Raw genomic sequence first — 21201 nt, forward strand, 5'->3', positions numbered from 1 at the left:
AAATTATACCCGTGAAGGGCTCAGGGCGTTTGGCCTGTTTTATCCAGCCAGCTTAGTAGCGTGCTTTGCAACAGGTCGGGATGAATGGGTTTGGCGATATGGTCATCCATGCCGGCAGCCTTGCACGCGAGTCGGTCATCAAGATTGACATTGGCCGTCATGGCCAGGATGGGGACTGTCTCATTGCCGATTTGTTGTCGAATCAGTTGAGTGGCAGCCGTCCCGTCCAGCTGGGGCATCTGGATATCCATCAGAATCAGATCGTAGTGCTTTCGCCCTGCCTGCAGCACTGCCTGTTGTCCGTCTTCGGCCGTATCGATCTGTAATTCAAGCTCTTTTAGCAGGTCGACCGCAACTTCCCGATTGATCGGGTTATCTTCAGCCAGCAAAATGCACTTTCCGGCATGCCGCAGCGGATTTGCCAGCGCCAAGGAGGTGGTTTGCGTGTTTGCCGATTCCTGTATCGTTGGCGTTATGGCTTCGAGGCACACAGTGAACCAAAAAATACTGCCGGCGCCGGGCTGGCTATCAACGCCGACCTCACCCCCCATCAAACGCGCTAGCTGGCGATTGATCGCCAGACCGAGGCCGGTGCCACTGTAGCGCCGAGTGGTCGAATTGTCGGCTTGCTCAAACGCCTCGAAGACCCGGCTGACTTGTTCCGGACTCAGCCCGATGCCGGTATCTTTTACTTGAAAGCGGACGAGCAGTTGGCCTGCCTCACGCTGTTCGATTTTCGCTCCAACCTCGATACTTCCTTGATCGGTAAATTTGAGGGCGTTGCCAATGTGATTGATCAGCATCTGGAGCAGGCGAGTCGCATCACCGTGCAATTTGGGCGGAAGAGAGCTGAAGTCGAGTGTTAGGGTCAAGCCCTTGCTTTGTGCTTGTTCCCCGAACAGAGCGATGAGTTGCTCACGGATTTCTTCCATGGCGAAATCTTCGCAGTGCAGCGTGAGCTTCTCGGCTTCTATCTTCGAAAAATCGAGGATGCCATTCAGAATGCGCGATAAATGTTCGGCGGCAACCAATATTTTTTTCAAGCGAGACTTCTGCACCGGATTCGGCATGTCTCTGGCCAGTAAATGGGTCAGACCGATGATGGCATTCATCGGTGTCCGGATTTCGTGACTCATGTTGGCAATGAAGCCGCTTTTCGCCAGATTGGCCGCTTCAGCACTCTCCTTTGCCGTCTGTAACAAAGCGTTGGCGTCCATCAGTTCCCGGGTTCGGGTGTCAACTGTTGCTTCCAGTACGTCACGTTGTTTTTGCAACTCGCCTTCTGTCTGACGCAAGGCATTCAGGGTTGCCTGTTGCCGGCCCGTCAAGCGAGTTCGCTGGATCAGGGTCCGCATCAGTAGCGCGGTCAGCAGGGAGAAAAGCAGGGCAACGGTCCATCCGGTCAGGCGCACGGGGAGTGACGACACCTCATCGTCGTCGGTCGCCGCAATGGCCATTTGCCAGGTGCCACCAGGAATATTGATATCGAGATGGACGTTCTCGTGCTCGAACAGCGTTGCGTCGCCGAAAAACACTTCGCCGTCTGCACCCAGGCCATCGCGGCCGCGCAAGGCAATCCGCAAGGCTTTTTGTTCGAGTATGGGGGTCATGAGTTGCAGCAAGCCATTGGCGTCGATCACCGTACTGACCAATCCCCAGTAATGTCCATCGATGAAAACGGGCGCGCGATAGATCAGTGCCTGGCCGCCCTGTATCAGCTCGAGAGGTCCGGCCAGGCGTCCCTTGCCTTCGCGCATGACGCGTTCCACCGACGGCCACTGGGCGGCATTCTCCGCATAGTTCAGACCGATTGCCCGCTCGTTGCCGGTGAGTGGAAAGAGGTATTGCAAGCGATTGTCCGGTGCGACACCCAGATTCCGGAAATGCTTGCCGCGCTCGAAAATCAGGCCAAGCATGGCGCCCATTTCCTGTGGATCCACTTTGCCTTTGCGGGCAACGATATAAGCCTCAATGCCATTGGCCAAAAAAGCTGTTGTGTTCAACTCGGATTCGAGAACGGCACGTAACGCACCGGCATTGATCAGTATTGCTTGTCGGTGTTCGCCCAGTTTACGTTGTTCCAGTTCGCGAACTGCGTATTCGGTCCCGAGTCCCAGCAGGCTAAGGATGATCAAGGGCAGTGCAAATAGACCGATCAGCAAGTGGTTGGCACGGCGCGCTACGGCGACGGACGCTACTTGATCCGCGAGGTCGTCGCTTGCTTTCATTTGGCTTGTTCGGGTGCGTTGCGCGGCAGGTATACGGTAAAGGTTGCGCCAGTACCCACTTCCGATTCCAGTGTGACGTGGCCACCCATGTTCTCGGTTATCTGTTGTACCAACGCGAGGCCGAGTCCGGTCCCGCCATGTTCACGGGTCAGGAAATGCTCGAGTTGTTTGAATTTTTCAAAAACGATGGCATGAAATTCGGGGGCTATTCCCGGCCCTGTGTCTGTGACTGAAATAGCCACCATCTGGTCGACGGTGCGGGCACGTACGACAACCGACCCCTGTTCGGTGAATTTCAGGGCGTTATTGAGCAAATTGTTGATGATCTGGCGCAAGCGCGTTGGGTCGGTCGTGATTTGCTCCGGCAGGTCGTCTGCCAGTTGCAGGGACAGGACGAGTCCTTTGGCTTCGGCACTGCTGCGGTGTACGGCAAGGCTGTTCGTCAGGAAGTCGCTCAGTTGCACATCCGTTTGCTGGAACTGCATTTCGCCGGCTTCGATTTTTGCCAGATCGAGAATTTCGCTGACCAGTCCGAGCAGATGTTCGCCGCTCTGGTGAATGATTTTTGCATATTCCTGGTGCTCGGGGTCGGTCAGGTCGGATTTCAGCAGGTCAGCAAACCCGAGTATCCCGTTCAAAGGGGTGCGTAATTCGTGCGATACGGTGGCCAGGAAGGCCGACTTGGCTCGACTGGCTTCCTCGGCTTTTTGTCGGGCCTCTTCGAGATGCCTGAACGAGTCTTCAACTGAGTCGGCCATGCCATTGAAGGAGCGTGCCAGTTCGCCCATTTCGTCGGCCGAGCGGTCATCCAGTCGACGTGACAGGTCGCCGTCGCGGAAGGCGCGGATGCCGGTGATCATCGAAGTAATACGCCGGGTCAGCAAATTGGCCATCCATATGGCAATGAATATCACGACGATCACCATCAACAGCGTTGATCCCCACAAGCCGATGGCCGTATTTCTGAGACTTTGCTCAATACCGTTCAGCAGGTCGCTGCGTTGTAATTTGAAATCCTTGTCTTTCGTTTCAATCAGCGTATTGATCTTGCCGGCTGTTTCGGTGGCCGCTTTATGGAAATCATCGATGTTGGCGCCAATGGTGACAAAACCGAAACCTTGCGGTGTCTTGCCATACTGCCCGGTGTAATAAGGAATTGCCGCGGCAGTCGTCAGTTTCCACAGGCCGGAGAAGAAAATCACGAAGGAACCCGAGCCGCCGTGCTCGGTGAGCGCATTCCAGCCATCGCATTGCGGCGAAAAATTCAGGTAGCGGCAATCCAGCCCCAGATTGCCTGCCTTGATCTGTTCCGGAGCCGGTTTGCGCGTCAGCTTTTGGTCGCGAAAGGGCGGTACTTCGGCCAGAAACTCATGCGACGGCTTGCCGCTGGCCTGCCATTCGGTGTACAGCTCGGTATCCAGCCACGGTGTCGCCGGCTGGCCGCTTGCCGGATCGTAGCCGACGATCATGTAGTCGCGTGGATGGGAGATTGAGCGGCTTTTATGATCCCAGATGAAGGCGTAATTGCCTTTGATGGCGTCGCTGATCGGGGTGTAGCGTTCCTCGGTCGGCATCAGGCGGTCGGAAAATTGGCGGATATGGTCGTGGTCAAGGGCCAGCGTGACGTAGCCGGTAATCTGCCCGGCTTTGACGATCGGCATGGCCCAGCGCACGATGCCGCGAAAGCGCTTGCCGACCGGATTTTCGGTACCGGCATAGGCGGATTTTTCCGGCGCGAAAGGCTTGCCGGCTTTTTCCAGGCGTTCCGGCAGGTAGGGGCCGATCAGGTCGCTTGGTACATAGGCACCAATGACGTCCGAGACGTAAATTTCGCCGGGTTTCAGTTTTTGCAATTCAGCAAAGTAGGTTTCGGCGCGAACGAAGGTATTTTTGCGGTCAACGACGTTTTTGAGGCTTTTTTCCATCAAGTCGCCAGTGGTGACTTTGATGCGTTCGTTACCGGCCAGATCGATATACGTCATTTCGACGAATAACGGGCGTTTTTCCGCTTCTCCCAGATACTCCGGTGGGCGGATGTGAAAGTCGCGGGCATTGTCCGGCAGGATGGTTCGGCTTACCTTGGCTTCCCGCTCGACGGAATTGGCCGGCTCCCAGGATTTGCCGTCGGCGGCCAGCTGCCATTGCCCGTGCTGGAAGAGCTGGCGCGAATGCTGGTTCAGGAAACGCTGGAAATTGGCTTCGGATGGCTCAAGTGTGGCGGCCTGCCGGATATCGGCATCGCGGTCGTAAAGGAAGTCGGCGATCTTGCGTGCCGCATCGGTGGTCAAGGTTTCGATGGCTTCGCGCGAGCGCAGGTCAAGTGCCCGGATGGAATCGTCAGTGACGGTCTTGCCGATTTCCTGGATGGTACGCAGTGTTGCCTCGGCCATGTTGCCAGCCTTGCTGGAGACATCATCACCCAGCAACTGTGCCGTGTGCCAGGCAAACCAGGCGAGCAATAGAAGGGGAAGAACCTTGATCAGGACGAAGATGGAAATCAACTTGCCCCGGATTCCATTAAGGAAATTTGGTAGCTTGGTCATTGGGTCCACCTTCTTCAAGTTTACTTCGGGGCCGTTCAGTGTTTGCTGCTGTCGCTTTTTGGTGTTGTGTCGTTGGGCGCAGCGGGCGGCGGCGTGGCCTGCAATGGTGTTGCTTCTACGGCTGCTTGGCCTGCGGCTTGGCTGGCTGCTTGTTCAGCCGCTCGGGCCTTGGCGCGGGCCGAACGCGGTGGTTCCGGGGGCGGCAGTTGCGGTGCGATGGTTTCCAGCTTGTTCTCGCGCATGTATTCGTCCATTTCACGCCAGCCGGCATAGACGCTGGCTTTCGGGAGCCAGCTGTAGATCGAGTAACAATCCTCGATGGCGCGACCGGAGTGGCGGCACGCGCTGCCAACCGCCTTGCCTTCGCCATCGGTACGTCCCTCTTTCAATGCGGGGCTTTCCAATCCGAGCTTGCCGGCGATCTGGTCGCAAGCAGCGAGCGGCAGGGCTGCAAAAATGAGAAATAAGACATGCTTGATCATCAGCCGGATTCTCGCATATCTCAAAGCCATGTGTCGAAAACCCGATTTCGAATCGGGCGTTATAATGGCGTCCTTGTTTTCATGGGGTGTCCTTGATGTCGCAATTTGTTCGTCCGGTTCTGATCGCTTTCTGTGCTGCTCTTTCTTTCCCCGTGCACGCCGCCAAGTCGCCGGCCAAGCCCGCGCCAAAAGCGGTGTCGGTCATCCCGACGCTGGCGCACAATCTTGATGAAGCCAATGAAACACGGCTGGCCGCGGTGATTGAGCGTTACCAAAAGGAAACCGGCAACGCGATTCGTCTGGTCCGGCTGGAAAAAGGCGAAAAGCCGGCCACCCTGAATTTGCTCGGCCGCTATGAAATGAGCGACGTGCTCAGCCAGCCCAAGAATTTTGTGCCGCTCTACGCGATGATGAGCAAGGCTGGTCAGCCGATGAACCTGAGCCTTTCCGAAGTGTTGAAGCCGGGAGTGACCGATACGCGTGGTCGGGTGGTGGCCTTGCCGGTGATGTATTCGACGCCGGTGCTGTTCTACAACAAGAATGCGTTCCGCAAGGCTGGGCTGGACCCGGAAGTACCGCCGAAAACCTGGTTCGAGATGCAAGGGCAGCTCGACAAGCTGCAAACCGCTGGCTACGACTGTCCTTATACGTCTTCCTGGCCGGTCTGGGTGCATATTGATAATGTCAGTGCGGTGTCCGGTGTGCCGGCCAGCGATACCAAGGGTGGCCTGAAATTCAACGGGCTGCCGCAAGTCAAGCATGTGGCGATGATGGCGACCTGGAGCAAGGCCCGCTATTTCCGTCAGTATGGTTACGCGAATGAAGCCAGCCAGCGTTTCCGCGATGGCGAGTGCGCGATCATTACGACCGACTCGCGCGAACATGCGGATTTCCAGGACGCACGCGGTGTTGAGCTGGGTGTGGCGCCGCTGCCGTTCCATGACGATGTTTACGGCGGCCGACGTCCGGCGCTGGCCGATGGCCCGTCGCTGTGGGTTGGCGCGGGCAAGTCTGCCGCTGAATACAAGCAGGCGGCACGCTTCATTACTTTCCTGTTGTCGCCGGAAATCCAGATTGAACTGGTGCGCAATCACGGTGGCTTGCCACTGACCGAGGCGGCCCGTCTCGCTTCGCTCAGTCGTCTGCTGAAAGATGGCAAGCTGGCGCTGGATGCTGCTCACGCCTCGCTGCAGGGGCGCACGGAACCCGCCGGTTTGCGGGTCAGCAGTGTCAACGGCACGCGCTTGATCGCCGACCAGGAGCTTGATGCCGTGTGGTCTGACAAGAAGCCAGCCAAGGCGGCGCTGGATACGGCGGTTTTGCGTGGCAACTCGGTGCTGGGTTCCTTGCCCGCAATGAAAAAGACGCAACCTTTCTGATGTTCCTGTCGCCACCGCGCTGGTTTGCCCATCGCGGTGGCGGCTCGCTGGCCCCGGAAAACACCTTGGCCGGCATCCGCCTGGCCAGCCGACTGGGCTACCGGGCGGTTGAATTTGATGTGATGTTGTCGGGCGATGCTTCGCCCTTCCTGCTGCACGACGAAACGCTGGAACGCACCACCAACGGTCGTGGTCTGGTTTGCCAAACCTCCGATGCCGTGCTGCGTTGCCTCGATGCCGGTGGCGGTGAACCGCCGCCGACGCTGGCCGAGGCGGCACAATTGTGCCGGGCCAGTCATCTGCTGGCCAATGTGGAAATCAAGCCGAGTAGCGGCTTTGCCGTTCAGACGGCCGAGGTCGTGGTGCGCCAGGCGCAGCAGTTGTGGCTGGGCGCCGACTTGCCGCCCTTGCTCTCCTCGTTCTCCATCGAAGCGCTCGAAATCGCACGCGACCTGGCACCCGCCTTACCGCGCGCCGTGTTGTTCGAAACAATTCCTGATGACTGGCTGTGCATCGTCCAACAACTGGGGGCGGTTGCCGTGCATTGTTGTGCCGAGCAACTCGATGAAAATCTTGCCCGCGACATCGTCGACCGCAATATTTTGCTGCGTTGTTATACGGTCAACGCCCCGGAAACGGCAAAAAGCCTTTTTGCGTTGGGCGTTAGCGGCTTGTTTACCGACCGACTCGATCTTTTTGCACCCACGCCGTCAAGCGGCATGCAATCGGCCGCATAAACACCCGATTTTTCTCTTAAAATCGAGGGTTTCGAATTCCAACGCCTTTGAGGCCGCCAGCTTATGAAAAGCTCCGAAATCCGTCAGCAGTTCCTCGACTTCTTTGCTTCCAAGGGACATCAGGTCGTTTCCTCCAGTTCGCTCGTCCCGCACGAAGACCCGACCCTGTTGTTCACCAACGCCGGAATGAACCAGTTCAAGGATGTTTTCCTCGGCTTCGACAAGCGTCCGTACAGCCGTGCCACGACTTCGCAGAAATGCGTGCGCGCCGGCGGCAAGCACAACGACCTGGAAAACGTCGGCTACACCGCACGTCACCACACCTTCTTCGAGATGCTCGGTAACTTCTCGTTTGGCGACTACTTCAAGCGCGATGCGATCAAATACGCCTGGGAGCTGCTGACTGAAGTCTACAAGCTTCCCAAGGACAAGCTGACGATTACCGTCTATGCCGAGGACGATGAAGCCTACGACATCTGGACCAAGGAAATCGGCGTGCCGGCCGAACGCGTCATCCGCATCGGCGACAACAAGGGCGCCCGTTACGCTTCCGATAATTTCTGGATGATGGGCGACACCGGTCCCTGCGGCCCATGCACCGAAATCTTCTACGACCACGGCGAAAAGCACTGGGGCGGCCCACCGGGATCGCCGGACGAAGACGGCGACCGTTTCATCGAAATCTGGAACAACGTGTTCATGCAGTTCAATCGTGACGAAGCCGGGGTCATGCATCCGCTGCCCAAGCCGTCGGTCGATACGGGCATGGGCCTCGAGCGCGTCTCGGCCGTGCTGCAGGGCGTGCACGCCAACTACGAGATCGACCTGTTCCAGGCGCTACTCAAGGCGGCGGCCCGCGAAACCAGCGATGCCGACATGGATTCGCCGTCGCTGAAAGTGCTGGCCGACCACATCCGCGCCTGTTCCTTCCTGATCGCCGACGGGGTCATTCCCGGCAATGAAGGTCGCGGTTACGTGCTGCGCCGCATCATCCGTCGCGCCATCCGCCACGGTTACAAGCTCGGCGCTCGCGCCGCCTTCTTCAACAAGATGGTGCCGGACCTGGTGGCCGAGATGGGCGATGCCTATCCTGAACTGAAGGAAAACCAGGCCAAGGTCGTCGCCACGCTGAAGCAGGAAGAAGACCGCTTCTTCGCGACCATCGAGAATGGTATGGCGATTCTCGAAGGCGAGCTGGCTGACATGGCCGCCAAGGGCGTCACTGTATTCAACGGCGAAACCGCCTTCAAGCTGCACGATACCTACGGCTTCCCGCTCGATCTGACCGCCGACATCTGCCGCGAGCGCAGCGTCACTGTCGATAGCGCGGCCTTTGATGCTGCGATGGCTCGTCAGAAAGATCAGGCACGTGCTGCCGGCAAGTTCAAGATGGCAGCCAACCTCGAGTATGTCGGTGCCGAAACCACCTTCCACGGCTACCAGTCGCTGGAAGCCAAGGGCAAGGTGCTGGCCTTGTACAAGGACGGTACTGCGGTCGACGAGCTGCATGAAGGCGATTTGGGCGTCGTCGTGCTCGACAACACCCCGTTCTACGCCGAGTCCGGCGGCCAGGCTGGCGACCGTGGTGAACTCAAGGGGGCCGGTGGCATCTTCGCCGTCGAAGACACGTTGAAGATCCAGGCTGCTGTTTTCGGCCATCACGGCGTGCTGAAGACCGGCAAGCTGGTGGTTGGCCAGGAAGTCGGCGCCAGGGTCGATGCCGTGGCGCGCAATGCGACGGCCCGCAACCACTCGGTGACCCATCTGATGCACAAGGCGTTGCGCCAGGTGCTCGGCTCGCACGTGCAGCAAAAAGGCTCGCTGGTCGATCCGGACAAGACCCGTTTCGACTTCGCCCACACCGCGCCGCTTTCCGCTGAGGAAATCCGCGAGGTCGAGGAAATGGTCAATAACGAAATCCTGGTCAATGCCGCAACCGAGAGTCGGGTAATGGGTATCGACGATGCCCAGAAGTCCGGTGCGATGATGCTGTTCGGCGAGAAGTACGGCGACGAGGTTCGCGTCGTCGCCATTGGTTCGTCGAAAGAGTTGTGCGGCGGCACCCATGTGAGCCGCAGCGGTGACATCGGCCTGTTCAAGATCGTTTCCGAGACAGGTGTTGCTGCCGGGGTACGCCGTGTCGAGGCGATCACCGGCACCAATGCGCTGGCTTATGTCCAGGAGCAGACGACCCGGGTCAACGGCATTTCCGCGCTGTTGAAGACGACGCCGGACGAGATCGCCGAGCGCGTCGTCGGCATCATGGATAACGTCCGTGCCCTGGAGAAGGAACTAGCCCGTTTGAAGTCCAAGCTGGCCGCCAGCCAGGGCGATGACCTGCTTGCTCAGGCTGCCGAGATCAAGGGGGCCAAGGTACTTGCCGCAACGCTCGACGGTGCCGATGCCAACGGGCTGCGCGAAACCATGGACAAGCTGAAGGACAAGCTGAAGTCTGCCGCTATCGTGCTGGCTTCGGTGATTGATGGCAAGGTGACGCTGATTGCCGGCGTGACGGCCGACCTGACCGGCAAAGTCAAGGCGGGTGAGCTGGTCAATCATGTCGCCCTGCAGGTCGGTGGCAAGGGCGGCGGTCGTCCGGACATGGCACAAGCAGGTGGTACCCAGCCGGAGAACTTGCCGGCGGCACTGGCTTCGGTGGCAGGCTGGGTGGACGGCAAACTGTAAATCGATGAGCCGCCCGGCGATCGTCCGGGCCGGCGTAAAAATGGGCTTTTTCACGGTCGACCGTGAAAAAGCCCATTTTTCTTGCTGCCGGGTTTTCTTGAAGTTTACTGGGTCTTTGGCAGGTATTCGGTGGGTGCAGTTTCGCGCACGAACTCGCCCTCGATAACTGTGGTGTCGGTCGACGCTGTCGTGTTCGTTGCGTTCGCACGGCCGGTGTTGAAAGCTTGTTGATCAATCCGGTTTTCCCGCATGGCTTTGCGCAAGGCGCGCGTCTTCCACCAGAACCAGCCGGCAAATAGCACGCCGGCCACGGCAACGACGGCCAGCGCGACGACTGAAAACATCACGGCGAGAACCAGGAAGGTGGCGCCCAGCAGCAGGCTGAGCACTTTGCCGAGCAGGCTTTGCGGTGCCCTGGAAAACTGCATGCGGGCCTGAAACGGGTCGGATTGCGGATTCATGAAGGGAGTCCTGATGGAAAGACCGGACGATTGTGCCGGAAAACTCTTGGCCCGTCTGTCCCGTACATGTCGTGCCTTTGTAACGAAATGTCGGTCAGGCGGGTTTTTCCTGACCGATGCTGTTGGCCCATTGCAGGGCTTCCGTCTGGGCGCGGTTCAGCGCCTTCGGGCCAAGACCGGGTAGTCGGGAGAACAGTTCGGCCAGTATCGACAGGTCGCCGTTTTCACTGCTTTCTGCCAACTTCAGCAAGTCACCGAGTGCGCCCTCGCCAACGCACAGGGCCGCAGTGACTTCGTCGGCCAGGCCGAGCGGGGCAACGATTTCCGCGATGGGCAGGCCGACCAGCGCCGGCATCAGCGACATGATGCCGACCATGAAGGCCTTGTCGGCAAAGGCAATGTCGTTGGCCCGCAGTTCACCGGCCAGCAATTCCATCAGCCGGCCACGGGTGGCGGCGAGCAGCAACAAGGGATTGGCTTCGGTCGTCTGCTTGCCGGCGGCAAAGAGCAGCAGTTGCAGCCAGCGTTGCAGTTGCCGGCGGCCGAGCACGGCAATCGCGTGGCCGAGCGAGGTGATGTTTTCCGTGGTGCCCGAGCCGACCGAATTGGTCATGCGCAGCAGGTTGACCGTCAGACCGGGCTCCGGCTTCAGGGCTTTTTCCAGTTCGCTGGTGTCGGCATCGGAGAGCAGCAGGCCCATCAGCTTCATCAGCGATAATTGCGAATGATCGAGCTTCCTGCCGGCAATGATCGTCGGTTTGGCGAAGTAATAGCCCTGGAACAGCGAGAAGCCCAGCTTCAGGCACTGTTCCATCTGCTCGCGCGAATCGACTTTTTCCGCCAATAAGGTTTTGCCCAGCGGCTTCAGCTTCATGACCAGTTGCATCAACTCGATACGGCTGAGTGGCTGGATGTCGACCTTGACGATTTCGACCAGGGCGAGCAGTTCGGCGAATGCCGGTTCAAGCTGGATGACGTCATCCAAGGCCAGCGTGAACCCGGCGGCCTTCAGTTGCTTGCAGCGTTCAACGACGGCTTCGCTGGGTGGCACGGTTTCGAGAATTTCCAGCACGACCGACTGGCGCGGCAGCAATTCCAGCATGTCGCTGAACAGGAACTCCTCGTCCACATTGATGAAGCCGCGATAGTTGCCCAGCGCAGCCGCCACGCCCAGTTCGGCGAAGGCATTGACGATGACGGTGGCCGTCGCCTGCACGCCATCGGTAACCGTCGCGGCGTTGTGGCTGCTGCTGCGAAACAGCAGTTCGTAAGCGTGCAGCCGCTGTTCGCGGTCAAGGATCGGTTGGCGTCCTAGAAACAGCTGGTCGGCGGCGTCGCTCACAAGGCTTCCTTAAAACGGTAATTGAATGCCGGGCCAGACGGCCCGCAGTGCCTGGCGGAAATCGGCCTGGATGCGCTCCAGCGCAACGGCATTGTCGGCTTCAAAACGCAGGACGACGACCGGCGTCGTGTTCGACGGGCGGGCCAGTCCGAAGCCATCCGAATACTCCACGCGCACGCCGTCGATGGTGATGATTTCTTCCGCACCGGCAAATTGGCCTTCGGCCTTCAGCTTGTCGATCAGCGCGAAGGGTTCGCCTTCGGCCATCTTGATGTTCAATTCCGGGGTCGACGGGGAATTGGGCAGGTTTTTCAGCAGCGGATTGCCGTCGACCGCACGACTGAGGATTTCAAGCAGCCGCGCACCGGTGTACAGGCCGTCGTCGAAGCCGTACCAGCGTTCCTTGAAGAAGGTGTGGCCGGACATCTCGCCAGCCAGCGGCGCGCCGGTTTCCTTCAGCTTGGCCTTGACCAGCGCGTGGCCGGTGTTCCACATCAGCGGCACGCCGCCGTGTTCACGAATCCACGGGGCGAGCAGGCGGGTGCATTTGACGTCGTAGATCACCGTGCCGCCGGGCACGCGCGCCAGCACGTCGGCGGCGAACAGCATCAGCTGGCGATCCGGGAAGATGATTTCGCCATCCTTGGTGACGACGCCGAGGCGGTCACCGTCGCCGTCGAAGGCGATGCCGATTTCGGCGTCGGTTTCCTGCAGTGCCTTGATCACATCTTTCAGATTTTCCGGCTTGGACGGGTCAGGGTGGTGGTTCGGGAAATTGCCATCCACTTCGCAATACAGCGGCACGATTTCACAACCGAGGCGCTTGAACAATTCAGGGGCGATGGCGCCGGCAACGCCGTTGCCGCAATCCATGACGATCTTCATCGGGCGGGCCAGCTTGATGTCGCCGACGATCTTGGCGACGTAGGCGTCGAGCACGTTGGCCGAACTGCGTTGGCCAAGTTGATCCGCTGCTGCGTGCCTGAGATTGCCGGCTTCGATGCGCTTCCGGAGATCCTGGATCGCGTCGAGCGCCAACGTGGTGCCGCCGATGACCATCTTCAGGCCGTTGTAGTCCGGCGGGTTGTGGCTGCCGGTGACCGAGACGCAGGAGTTGCAGCCGAGTTCATAGGCGGCGAAATAGGTGACCGGGGTCGGTACGCAGCCGACGTCGATCGCGTCGCAACCGGCGGCGCAGATGCCGTCCATCAGCGCGCCAGAGAGTTCCGGCCCGGACAGGCGACCGTCGCGGCCGACGGCGATGGCCTTCTGGCCCTGTTCGAGCGCCAGCGTACCAAGGGCATGGCCGACCTGGCGCACGACATCGGCGGTCAGTGACTTGTTGACGATGCCACGAATGTCGTAGGCCTTGAAAATTTCGGCAGGTAGTTGGCTCATGGGATGGTTCAGGACGTTTCTAAAAGGAAAAAGTGTAGAAGTCTTTGCGGTAACCAGTCCAGATTTCCTGGAAAGCTGTCGCTGACAAAACCGACATGACCACCATGTTCCGGTTGTTCCAAGCATACGCTTGGACTCACCTCGTGTATGTTGGGTAAGTAGCGTGCCGGTAAGAATGGGTCATTTTTTGGGTTGACCGCAAGTGTCGGTACAGTAATCGACTTGAGGAAGGGCTTGGCTGAGCAGCGTCGCCAGTAGTCGTCGGCACCGGTAAAACCGTGCAAGGGACCGGTCACGACATCGTCGAATTCCCACAGATTGCTGGCACGCTGCATGCGCTGGGCATCGAACAGTCCGGGGAACAGGCGCAGACGGGCGGCCGAACTGGCTTTCAGGGTGTTCAGGAAATGCCGGGTGTAAATCCGGTTGAAGCTGCGGGCCAGGTGATGGCCGCAAGCCGCGAGGTCGAGCGGCGCGCACATCGCCGCCACGCCGCTGACCACTTCACCGGCGGCACTGCCTTGTTCGCCAGCCCATTTGAGCAAGGCGTTGCCACCGAGCGAGATACCGGCTGCATGCAGCAGGCGGCCGCCATGGGCGAGATGAAGGCGGCGCAGGATCCAGTCGATTTCGGCCGAATCGCCGGAATGATAGGCGCGCGGCAGACGATTGAGTTCGCCCGAGCAGCCACGAAAATGCGGCAGGACGAGGCGCCAGCCGGCCTGGCGGCAGGCGTGTGCAGTCGAGATGGCGTAATGACTGCGCGCGCTGCCCTCCAGTCCGTGGAAAAGCACCAGGGTCGGCGCGTCGACCGCAGCATCGAGAAAATCAACATCGATGAAATCGCCGTCCGGGGTATCCCAGCGCTCGCGGCGCAAAGGCAGCGGCTGCGGTTTGATGAGCAGCGGCCACAGGGTTTGCGCCTGGCCACCGGGCAACCAGGACGGTGCCCGGTAAGGCGATGCGGAAGCTGAGCCGATTTTCAATGCAGTGTGTGTGGCATGGCGTCGGCCATCGCCTGATGGCCGTCATCCGCCGCCGAGGCGTGCCGGCTGACCAGGCGCCAGCCGCCGGCACCACGGATATAGACGTGGGTCACATGCAGCGGGCCGTGCGGTGCGGGGTCGTCGCCGACGAAGAGGATTTCGGTCAGGTGATGCACGGCCATCACCGTACCTTGCCAGCGGGCGATGGTTTCGCCCTCGATGCGGATGCTGGCATTGCTGAAAATGCTGCGCCAGCTTTCGCGGATCGGGATCAGGCCGGTCAGACGAACGCCGGTTGGGTGCACGCACAGGGTTTCCTCGTCCTCCGCCCAATAGTGCATCAGCAGGTCGGCATCGCCTTGGGCAATGGCGGCATAGAACGCGTTCTCGGCGTCTTCCGGGGTGGCGAAACTGGGCGTCTGACTCATCCGTTGATCCATTTCTGACAGGCGGCGAAGACTTGCGTCGGCAGCAGTTTGTTCAGGCAGTCGAGGTGGCCGAGCGGGCATTCGCGCTTGAAGCACGGGCTGCAATCGAGCTTCAGGCTGAGGATGTCGGCACGGTCTGACAGCGGCGGCGTGAAGCCGGGCGACGACGAACCGTACAGCGCAACAATCGGGCGATTCAGCGCTGCGGCAACGTGCATCAGCCCGGAATCGTTGCAGACGACCAGATCGGCCAGCGCCAGCAGATCGACGGCTTGACCGAGCGTGGTGGCGCCGCACAGGTTGCGCGTCAGGCCGGGCGCCAACTGGCCGATTTTTTCGGCGACCGGATGGTCCTTCGGCGAACCGAACAGCCAGATGGCGTAGCCGTCAGCCGCCAGTTGCCGAGCCAGCGTCGCGAAGTGTTCGGCCGGCCAGCGTTTGGCCGGGCCGTATTCGGCGCCGGGGCAGAAGGCGACCAATTTGGCCGGGCGGTCGATGGCCAGTTCGTCCAAGGTTTTTTGCTGTTCTGCTGCGGTCGACCGCAATATTGGGTAAGAAACCGGGCGCGGTAACGTGGCGCCGGGGGTTTCGGCCAGTTGCGCAAACCGTTCGACCATCAGCGGCAAGGCCAGCTTGTCCAGCGTGTGGCGGACGTTGATCAGTCCGTAGCGCGATTCGCCGATGAAGCCGATGCGCTGTGGAATGCCGGCCATGAAAGGCACCAGCGCCGATTTCAGCGAATTGGGCAGGATATAGACCGCGTCGTAACGCCGCGCCGCCAGTTCTCGACCGAGACGCCAGCGGGCTTTCAGCGAGAGTTGGCCATGCCCGAACGGGCTGTCGACGATATCGCTGATTTCGGCCATGCGTTGCAATACCGGCGCCACCCAGCGCGGGGCCAGGGCGTCCAGTTGCAAGTGCGGATGCTTGGCGTGCAGCCGTGCGAACAGCGGCTGCGCCATGATCGTGTCGCCGATCCACGAGGGCGCGACAATGAGAGCTTTTTTCATGCAGAAACGGTGGGCCGGGACGAGAAATCCCGGCCGGCCGTAGCAGTTTTAATGATGGCCCTTGGGGGCTTCGCCCTTGAACACATATTTTGTGCTGCAGTACGGGCAGGTAACTTCGCCGCTTTTCAGCACGTCGAGAAAGACGCGCGGATGCTGGCTCCACAGCGCACTGCCCGGTTGCGGACAGTGCAGCGGCAGATCGTGGGCGGTGACTTCAACGGTTTTGTTGTCGGCCATGGTTTTCTCCCTGATTTTTGACGCGCTGATTTGGCTTAAATCACGGCCAGCCAGTCGGCATGTGCTGCCGAACGGCCATAGACCACGTCGAAGTATTTTTCCTGCAGCGCCTTGGTGATCGGGCCGCGATGGCCGACACCGATCTGGCGTCCATCGAGTTCGCGGATCGGCGTCACTTCGGCGGCGGTGCCGGTGAAGAAGGCTTCGTCAGCGCAATAGACTTCGTCACGCGTGATGCGCTTCTCGATGACTTCGACACCCATTTCGCCGGCCAGCTGGATGACGGTGGCGCGGGTAATGCCTTCCAGGCATGCGGTCAGGTCCGGCGTGTACAGCTTGCCGTTGCGCACGATGAAGATGTTCTCGCCGGCGCCTTCGCAGACGTAACCTTCCGGGTCGAGCAGCAGCGCTTCGTCGTAACCGTCGGCAGTGGCCTCGTTGTTGGCCAGGATCGAGTTCATGTAGTTGCCGGACGCCTTGGCGCGGACCATGGTGATGTTCACATGGTGGCGGGTGAAGGACGAGGTCTTGATGCGGATGCCGCGCTGCATGCCTTCTTCGCCCAGGTAGGCGCCCCACGGCCAGGCCGCGATGATCACGTGCACCTTGGCACCCTTGGGCGACACACCCATTTTTTCCGAGCCGTAGAAGGCGAGCGGACGCAGGTAGCCGGATTCGAGATTGTTGGCGCGAATGACTTCCTTCTGCGCTTCGTTCAGTTCTTCAGCCGAGAACGGCATCTGCATCTGGAAAATGTGCGCCGAGCGGAACAGGCGTTCGGTATGTTCCTTCAGGCGGAAGATTGCCGTGCCACGCTCGGTCTTGTAGGCCCGGACGCCCTCGAATACGCCCATGCCGTAGTGCAGGGAGTGGGTGAGGACGTGGGTGGTAGCTTCGCGCCAGGGCACAAGCTTGCCATCCTGCCAAATGAAACCGTCGCGATCCGACATGGACATGGTGAAATCTCCGTGATGCTCACATGAAAGCCGATAATTCTAGCCGAAATCAGCAGGTAAAATACGGGTTTTGACACCGAGTGCAGCACATGATCTGGAAGCCGAATGTCACCGTCGCCGCTGTGGTCCAGCGTGATGGCAAGTTCCTGCTGGTCGAGGAAGAGACCGATGCCGGGCTGGCCTTCAACCAGCCAGCCGGCCATCTGGAAGCGGGCGAGTCGCTGGTCGACGCGGTGGTGCGCGAGGCGCTGGAAGAGACCGCCTACCATTTTCACCCGACGCATCTGGTGGGTATCTACAACTGGCGGCATCCGACCAAGGACATCACCTATCTGCGTTTCGCCTTTGCCGGCGAACTGCGCGGCTGGGAGGCCGAGCGCCGGCTCGACGACGGGATTGTCGGCGCCCGCTGGCTGACGCTCGATGAGGTCAAGGCCACACAGACGCGCCATCGCAGCCCGCTGATCCTGCGCTGCTGTGAAGACTTGCTGGCCGGCAAGCGTTATCCGCTCGATTTGCTGGTGCATTACGCCTGATGTTGCGGTCGACGCTGCTTTTTCTGCTTTTTTGGTCGTCGACCGCAGTATTTGCTGAAGAAACGCTGCCCATCTGCCATGGTTACAGTTGTGTGGCCCAGGTGGACATTCGTTATTCGCGCGGGCAGTTGGGCGATGTGCGGCGGCAGTTGTTTTCTGCGGTTGACGCGGCGGATGAACGAAAAATGCTGGCCGAGGTCATTGGGCAGCTCTATCGCTGGGCCGGTCAGCAGTCGGACGTGCGCAATGACCGAGGGGGTAATTACGCCGATGGTCATGCGCCGGGAAAAATGGACTGCATCGATCATTCGACGTCGACCACGCGCTTGCTTGGCCTGCTGGAGAAACGCGGCTATCTGCGCTGGCATCGGGTGCTGGCACCTGAGCCGCGTTATCTCCTCGGGCTTGTTGCCAGCCATTGGTCGGCGGTGATCGAAGAAATTACGGAAAATAACGACGCTGGCGACATGGCACGTTTTGTCGTCGATAGCTGGTTTGTTGATAATGGTGAGCCGGCGGTGATCCTGCCGTTGGCAGACTGGAAGAAAGGGGCTGGGCCCGATGTCTAAGGGAACTGTGGTGGTAGGGCTGTCGGGTGGCGTCGATTCGTCGGTTGCCGCCTTGCTGTTGAAACAGCAGGGGTGGAAAGTGATCGGCCTGTTCATGAAGAACTGGGAAGACGACGACACCGACGACTATTGTTCGTCGCGCCAGGATCTGGTCGACGTGATGAGTGTGGCCGATACGATCGGGATCGACGTTGAAGTCGTCAATTTTGCCGCCGAATACAGGGATCGCGTCTTTGCCGAATTCCTGCGCGAATACCAGGCCGGGCGGACGCCGAATCCGGACATCCTGTGCAACTCCGAAATCAAGTTCAAGGCCTTCCTCGAGCACGCCATGCAACTTGGTGCCGACAAGATCGCCACCGGCCATTACGCTGGCGTGCGCGAATTCAATGGCGAATACCAGTTGTTGAAGGCTGAGGATGGCACCAAGGACCAGAGCTATTTTCTCTACCGCTTGAATCAGGCGCAGTTGTCGAAAACGCTCTTTCCGCTGGCCGATATCTACAAGCGCGAGGTGCGCAAGATTGCCGAGGCGGCAGGTCTGCACGTCGCGGCAAAGAAAGATTCGACCGGCATCTGCTTCATTGGCGAGCGGCCGTTCAAGGATTTCCTGGCGCGTTATCTGCCGCCGAAACAGGGTGAAATTCGTCGCCAGGACGACGACAAGGTGCTGGGTAGCCACGACGGCCTGATGTTCCACACCATCGGCCAGCGCAAGGGATTGCATATCGGCGGACTGAAGGAAAAAGGCCAGCCGGGCGGTGGCGATCACGACGCATGGTTCGTTGCCGGCAAGGACATGGAAAAGAACGTGTTGTACGTTGTGCAGGGCCATGACCATCCGGCACTGTTGCGCGAGGATTTGCTGGCCGAACAGTTGAGCTGGGTTTCCGGGAAGGCGCCACATGCGCATTGGGTCTATACCGCCAAGCCGCGTTACCGGACCAGCGACCAGCCGTGCGAAGTCGAACGGGTCGATGGCGAAACCTGCGAAATCCGCTTTGCCGAAGCGCAGTGGGCTTTGACGCCGGGGCAGTCGGTCGTGCTTTACGAAAGCCGGGTGTGTCTGGGCGGCGGGGTGATTCGGTAAACTGTTGCTTGCAAACGACAAGGGCGCCGTTCGGCGCCCTTGTCGTTTGTGCTGCCCGGATCAGTCGTGTGGGACGGTATCGATAAAGGACGGTCGTTGCATCAGCTTGTCGTGCAGGCGGGACAGGTTGGGATGATTTTCCTGCCAGGTGATCTCGGGGAAGCGGAAGCAGAGGTAGCCCAGTGCGGTACCTACGGCAATGTCGGCGAGCGAAAAATGCATGCCGGTACAGAATGCTTTTTCCCCGACCTGAACTTCAAGAGCGGCCAGGCTGCGCGTTACCACATCGCGCTGGCGTTGTATCCAGCTGGCACTTTGTTCTTTTTTCGGGCGCCGGCTTTCCAGCAGTATCGCAACGGCTGCGTCGCACAGCCCGTCGGCCAAGGCTTCCCAACGCTTGATTTCGGTCCGTTCGCGATTGGGGCCGGGGAGCAGCTTGTTGTTTGGGGTGACATTGTCGATGTGTTCGACAATGACCCGCGAGTCATAGATCGGGGTTTCTTCATCCAGCAGCAGAACCGGTATGCGGCCCAGCGGGTTGAGCAATGGAACCCGACTGCCTTCCTGGGAGGGCGCGTCGACGATGAACTCGTATTCCATCTTTTTTTCGGCCAGCACAATACGGACCTTGCGGACATAGGGACTGGTAGGGGTGCCGATCAGCTTCATCGCATACGCTTCGAAAGAGGGAGCTTGATTATAGCGATATGGCGTGGGTCGTGCTCAGGCAGGTAAAATTGACGGCTTACTGATAAGGATGCATTTTATGGAATTCAACCCGTTGACCGCAATTTCCCCGCTCGATGGCCGCTACGCCGGCAAAGTCGATGCCCTGCGTGAGCACTTTTCCGAATTCGGCCTGATCCGCGCCCGCCTTAAAGTGGAGATCGAATGGCTGAAGGCGCTTGCTGCCGAGTCGCATTTCACGGAAATCGCCGCTTTTTCGCCGTCGACCGTCAAAGAGCTCGATGCGCTGGTCGCCGGCTTCGGTCCGGGCGACGCGGCCGAGGTCAAGGCTATCGAAGCGACCACCAACCACGACGTCAAGGCGCTGGAATACTGGATCAAGGACAAGACCAAGGGCAATGCCGAAGTGGTCAAGGTCAGCGAATTCATCCATTTCGCCTGCACCTCCGAAGACATCAACAACCTGTCGCACGCGCTGATGTGCCAGGGCGCCCGCGAACAGGCCATGCTGCCGACGCTGGACAAGGTCATTGAGCGCCTGCGCGAACTGGCCCACGCCTACGCCGACATCCCGATGATGAGCCGCACGCACGGCCAGCCGGCAACCCCGTCGACGATGGGCAAGGAAATGGCCAACGTCGCCTACCGCCTGCAGCGCGCCCGCGTCCGTATCGCCCAGGTCGAACTGCTCGGCAAGATCAACGGCGCGGTCGGCAACTACAACGCCCACCTGGCCGCCTATCCGGGCTACGACTGGGAAGGCTTCGCCAAGCGTTTCGTCGAATCGCTCGGCCTGACCTTCAACCCCTACACCATCCAGATTGAGCCGCACGACGCGCTGGCCGAACTGTTCGACGCCTTCGCCCGTGCCAACAGCATCCTGGTCGATCTCGACCGCGACGTCTGGGGCTACATCTCGCTCGGCTTCTTCAAGCAGAAGGTCAAGGCCGGTGAAATCGGTTCTTCGACCATGCCGCACAAGGTCAATCCGATTGACTTCGAGAACTCCGAAGGCAACCTCGGCTTGGCCAACGCGGTCTTGAAGCACCTTGCCGAGAAGCTGCCGATTTCGCGCTGGCAGCGCGACCTGACCGATTCGACGGTGCTCCGCAACATGGGCGTCGGCCTCGGCTACACGTTGCTCGGCTACGATTCGCTGCTGAAGGGCCTCTCCAAGCTGGAAATCAACGCCGACCTGATGCATGCCGACCTCGACGCCAACTGGGAACTGCTGGCCGAGCCGATCCAGACGGTGATGCGCCGCTACGCCGTGGCCAATGCCTACGAAAAACTCAAGGAACTGACGCGCGGTACGCGTGTTTCGCGTGACGGCATGCAAACCTTCGTGTCGACGCTGGACATCCCGGAAGCTGCCAAGGCAGAACTGCTCAAGCTGACGCCGTGGGATTACACCGGCAAGGCTGCCGAGCTGGCGAAGCGGATCTGA

19 protein-coding genes are annotated in these 21201 nt (G+C 59.8%); 7 read left to right on the forward strand and 12 right to left on the reverse strand.

The annotated features are described in order from the left end of the window. Nucleotides 1-20: 20 nt before the first annotated feature. From RCI20_RS05795 to RCI20_RS05805, 3 genes are read right to left on the reverse strand one after another with little or no spacing between them, the layout of a single operon-like run. Nucleotides 21-2228, reverse strand: coding sequence for a response regulator (locus RCI20_RS05795; RefSeq protein ID WP_306603619.1), 2208 nt, complete (start codon nt 2226-2228; stop codon nt 21-23). Next, on the reverse strand, nt 2225-4771 hold the full coding sequence (locus RCI20_RS05800) for a HAMP domain-containing sensor histidine kinase (RefSeq protein ID WP_306603620.1): 2547 nt from the start codon (nt 4769-4771) through the stop codon (nt 2225-2227). The genes RCI20_RS05795 and RCI20_RS05800 overlap by 4 nt, the downstream gene beginning before the upstream one ends. 35 nt (nt 4772-4806) lie before the next feature. After that, nucleotides 4807-5253, reverse strand: coding sequence for a hypothetical protein (locus RCI20_RS05805; protein WP_306603621.1), 447 nt, complete (start codon nt 5251-5253; stop codon nt 4807-4809). 95 nt (nt 5254-5348) lie between these two features. On the opposite strand from RCI20_RS05805, the gene RCI20_RS05810 reads away from it, so the two are divergent. From RCI20_RS05810 to alaS, 3 genes are all read left to right on the forward strand, one after another. Continuing rightward, nucleotides 5349-6632, forward strand: coding sequence for an extracellular solute-binding protein (locus RCI20_RS05810; RefSeq protein WP_306603622.1), 1284 nt, complete (start codon nt 5349-5351; stop codon nt 6630-6632). Continuing rightward, complete coding sequence (ugpQ, locus tag RCI20_RS05815; RefSeq protein ID WP_306603623.1) at nt 6632-7369, forward strand: glycerophosphodiester phosphodiesterase; 738 nt, start codon at nt 6632-6634, stop codon at nt 7367-7369. Before RCI20_RS05810 ends, ugpQ begins: the two co-directional genes overlap by 1 nt. Nucleotides 7370-7432: 63 nt before the next feature. Further along, nucleotides 7433-10054, forward strand: a complete 2622-nt coding sequence (alaS, locus tag RCI20_RS05820; protein WP_306603624.1) for an alanine--tRNA ligase — start codon at nt 7433-7435, stop codon at nt 10052-10054. A 104-nt stretch (nt 10055-10158) separates the two neighbouring features. Here alaS and RCI20_RS05825 read toward each other — a convergent pair whose 3' ends face one another. From RCI20_RS05825 to RCI20_RS05860, 8 genes are all read right to left on the reverse strand, one after another. Then, on the reverse strand, nt 10159-10515 hold the full coding sequence (locus RCI20_RS05825; protein WP_306603625.1) for a hypothetical protein: 357 nt from the start codon (nt 10513-10515) through the stop codon (nt 10159-10161). 94 nt (nt 10516-10609) lie between these two features. Next, nucleotides 10610-11857: an EAL and HDOD domain-containing protein gene (locus RCI20_RS05830; RefSeq protein WP_306603626.1), complete on the reverse strand. Its 1248-nt coding sequence runs from the start codon at nt 11855-11857 to the stop codon at nt 10610-10612. 9 nt (nt 11858-11866) lie between these two features. Then, complete coding sequence (locus tag RCI20_RS05835; RefSeq protein WP_306603627.1) at nt 11867-13255, reverse strand: phosphomannomutase/phosphoglucomutase; 1389 nt, start codon at nt 13253-13255, stop codon at nt 11867-11869. Nucleotides 13256-13263: 8 nt separating this feature from the next. Continuing rightward, complete coding sequence (locus RCI20_RS05840; protein WP_306603628.1) at nt 13264-14241, reverse strand: YheT family hydrolase; 978 nt, start codon at nt 14239-14241, stop codon at nt 13264-13266. Further along, nucleotides 14238-14669 carry a nuclear transport factor 2 family protein gene (locus RCI20_RS05845; RefSeq protein WP_306603629.1) on the reverse strand — a complete coding sequence of 144 codons (432 nt, stop codon included), beginning with the start codon at nt 14667-14669 and terminating at the stop codon, nt 14238-14240. Before RCI20_RS05845 ends, RCI20_RS05840 begins: the two co-directional genes overlap by 4 nt. Beyond that, nucleotides 14666-15679: a lipopolysaccharide heptosyltransferase II gene (waaF, locus tag RCI20_RS05850; RefSeq protein ID WP_306603630.1), complete on the reverse strand. Its 1014-nt coding sequence runs from the start codon at nt 15677-15679 to the stop codon at nt 14666-14668. Before waaF ends, RCI20_RS05845 begins: the two co-directional genes overlap by 4 nt. Nucleotides 15680-15727: 48 nt before the next feature. Continuing rightward, entirely contained in the window at nt 15728-15916 is a 189-nt protein-coding gene (locus RCI20_RS05855; protein ID WP_306603631.1) for a zinc-finger domain-containing protein, read from the reverse strand. Between the two features lie 35 nt (nt 15917-15951). After that, nucleotides 15952-16872 (reverse strand): branched-chain amino acid transaminase, encoded by a 921-nt coding sequence (locus RCI20_RS05860; RefSeq protein ID WP_306603632.1) that lies wholly within the window; start codon nt 16870-16872, stop codon nt 15952-15954. Between the two features lie 89 nt (nt 16873-16961). Here RCI20_RS05860 and RCI20_RS05865 point away from each other — a divergent pair, with 89 nt between their 5' ends. Genes RCI20_RS05865 through mnmA form a run of 3 tightly spaced genes read left to right on the forward strand, consistent with a single transcriptional unit; the run spans nt 16962 to nt 19067 of the window. After that, the gene (locus RCI20_RS05865) at nt 16962-17408 is read left to right on the forward strand and encodes an NUDIX hydrolase (RefSeq protein WP_306603633.1); all 447 of its coding nucleotides are present in this window, start codon (nt 16962-16964) and stop codon (nt 17406-17408) included. After that, nucleotides 17408-17977 carry a hypothetical protein gene (locus RCI20_RS05870; protein ID WP_306603634.1) on the forward strand — a complete coding sequence of 190 codons (570 nt, stop codon included), beginning with the start codon at nt 17408-17410 and terminating at the stop codon, nt 17975-17977. Before RCI20_RS05865 ends, RCI20_RS05870 begins: the two co-directional genes overlap by 1 nt. Continuing rightward, a complete protein-coding gene (gene mnmA, locus RCI20_RS05875; RefSeq protein ID WP_306603635.1) occupies nt 17970-19067 on the forward strand; it encodes a tRNA 2-thiouridine(34) synthase MnmA in 1098 nt (365 codons plus the stop codon). Before RCI20_RS05870 ends, mnmA begins: the two co-directional genes overlap by 8 nt. A 60-nt stretch (nt 19068-19127) precedes the next feature. On the opposite strand, the gene RCI20_RS05880 is transcribed toward mnmA, so the two are convergent. After that, the gene (locus RCI20_RS05880; protein WP_306603636.1) at nt 19128-19736 is read right to left on the reverse strand and encodes a glutathione S-transferase N-terminal domain-containing protein; all 609 of its coding nucleotides are present in this window, start codon (nt 19734-19736) and stop codon (nt 19128-19130) included. Between the two features lie 97 nt (nt 19737-19833). Here RCI20_RS05880 and purB point away from each other — a divergent pair, with 97 nt between their 5' ends. Then, nucleotides 19834-21201, forward strand: a complete 1368-nt coding sequence (purB, locus tag RCI20_RS05885) for an adenylosuccinate lyase (RefSeq protein WP_306603637.1) — start codon at nt 19834-19836, stop codon at nt 21199-21201.

This window comes from Azonexus sp. (assembly GCF_030824335.1).
GTDB lineage: Bacteria > Pseudomonadota > Gammaproteobacteria > Burkholderiales > Rhodocyclaceae > Azonexus.

Coding starts and splice junctions, on each gene's coding strand:
- RCI20_RS05795 (WP_306603619.1), bottom strand. CDS start 2,228: ATGAAAGCAAGCGACGACCTCGCGGATCAAGTAGCGTCCGTCGCCGTA.
- RCI20_RS05800 (WP_306603620.1), bottom strand. CDS start 4,771: ATGACCAAGCTACCAAATTTCCTTAATGGAATCCGGGGCAAGTTGATT.
- RCI20_RS05805 (WP_306603621.1), bottom strand. CDS start 5,253: ATGATCAAGCATGTCTTATTTCTCATTTTTGCAGCCCTGCCGCTCGCT.
- RCI20_RS05810 (WP_306603622.1), top strand. CDS start 5,349: ATGTCGCAATTTGTTCGTCCGGTTCTGATCGCTTTCTGTGCTGCTCTT.
- ugpQ (WP_306603623.1), top strand. CDS start 6,632: ATGTTCCTGTCGCCACCGCGCTGGTTTGCCCATCGCGGTGGCGGCTCG.
- alaS (WP_306603624.1), top strand. CDS start 7,433: ATGAAAAGCTCCGAAATCCGTCAGCAGTTCCTCGACTTCTTTGCTTCC.
- RCI20_RS05825 (WP_306603625.1), bottom strand. CDS start 10,515: ATGAATCCGCAATCCGACCCGTTTCAGGCCCGCATGCAGTTTTCCAGG.
- RCI20_RS05835 (WP_306603627.1), bottom strand. CDS start 13,255: ATGAGCCAACTACCTGCCGAAATTTTCAAGGCCTACGACATTCGTGGC.
- RCI20_RS05845 (WP_306603629.1), bottom strand. CDS start 14,669: ATGAGTCAGACGCCCAGTTTCGCCACCCCGGAAGACGCCGAGAACGCG.
- waaF (WP_306603630.1), bottom strand. CDS start 15,679: ATGAAAAAAGCTCTCATTGTCGCGCCCTCGTGGATCGGCGACACGATC.
- RCI20_RS05855 (WP_306603631.1), bottom strand. CDS start 15,916: ATGGCCGACAACAAAACCGTTGAAGTCACCGCCCACGATCTGCCGCTG.
- RCI20_RS05860 (WP_306603632.1), bottom strand. CDS start 16,872: ATGTCCATGTCGGATCGCGACGGTTTCATTTGGCAGGATGGCAAGCTT.
- RCI20_RS05865 (WP_306603633.1), top strand. CDS start 16,962: ATGATCTGGAAGCCGAATGTCACCGTCGCCGCTGTGGTCCAGCGTGAT.
- RCI20_RS05870 (WP_306603634.1), top strand. CDS start 17,408: ATGTTGCGGTCGACGCTGCTTTTTCTGCTTTTTTGGTCGTCGACCGCA.
- mnmA (WP_306603635.1), top strand. CDS start 17,970: ATGTCTAAGGGAACTGTGGTGGTAGGGCTGTCGGGTGGCGTCGATTCG.
- RCI20_RS05880 (WP_306603636.1), bottom strand. CDS start 19,736: ATGAAGCTGATCGGCACCCCTACCAGTCCCTATGTCCGCAAGGTCCGT.
- purB (WP_306603637.1), top strand. CDS start 19,834: ATGGAATTCAACCCGTTGACCGCAATTTCCCCGCTCGATGGCCGCTAC.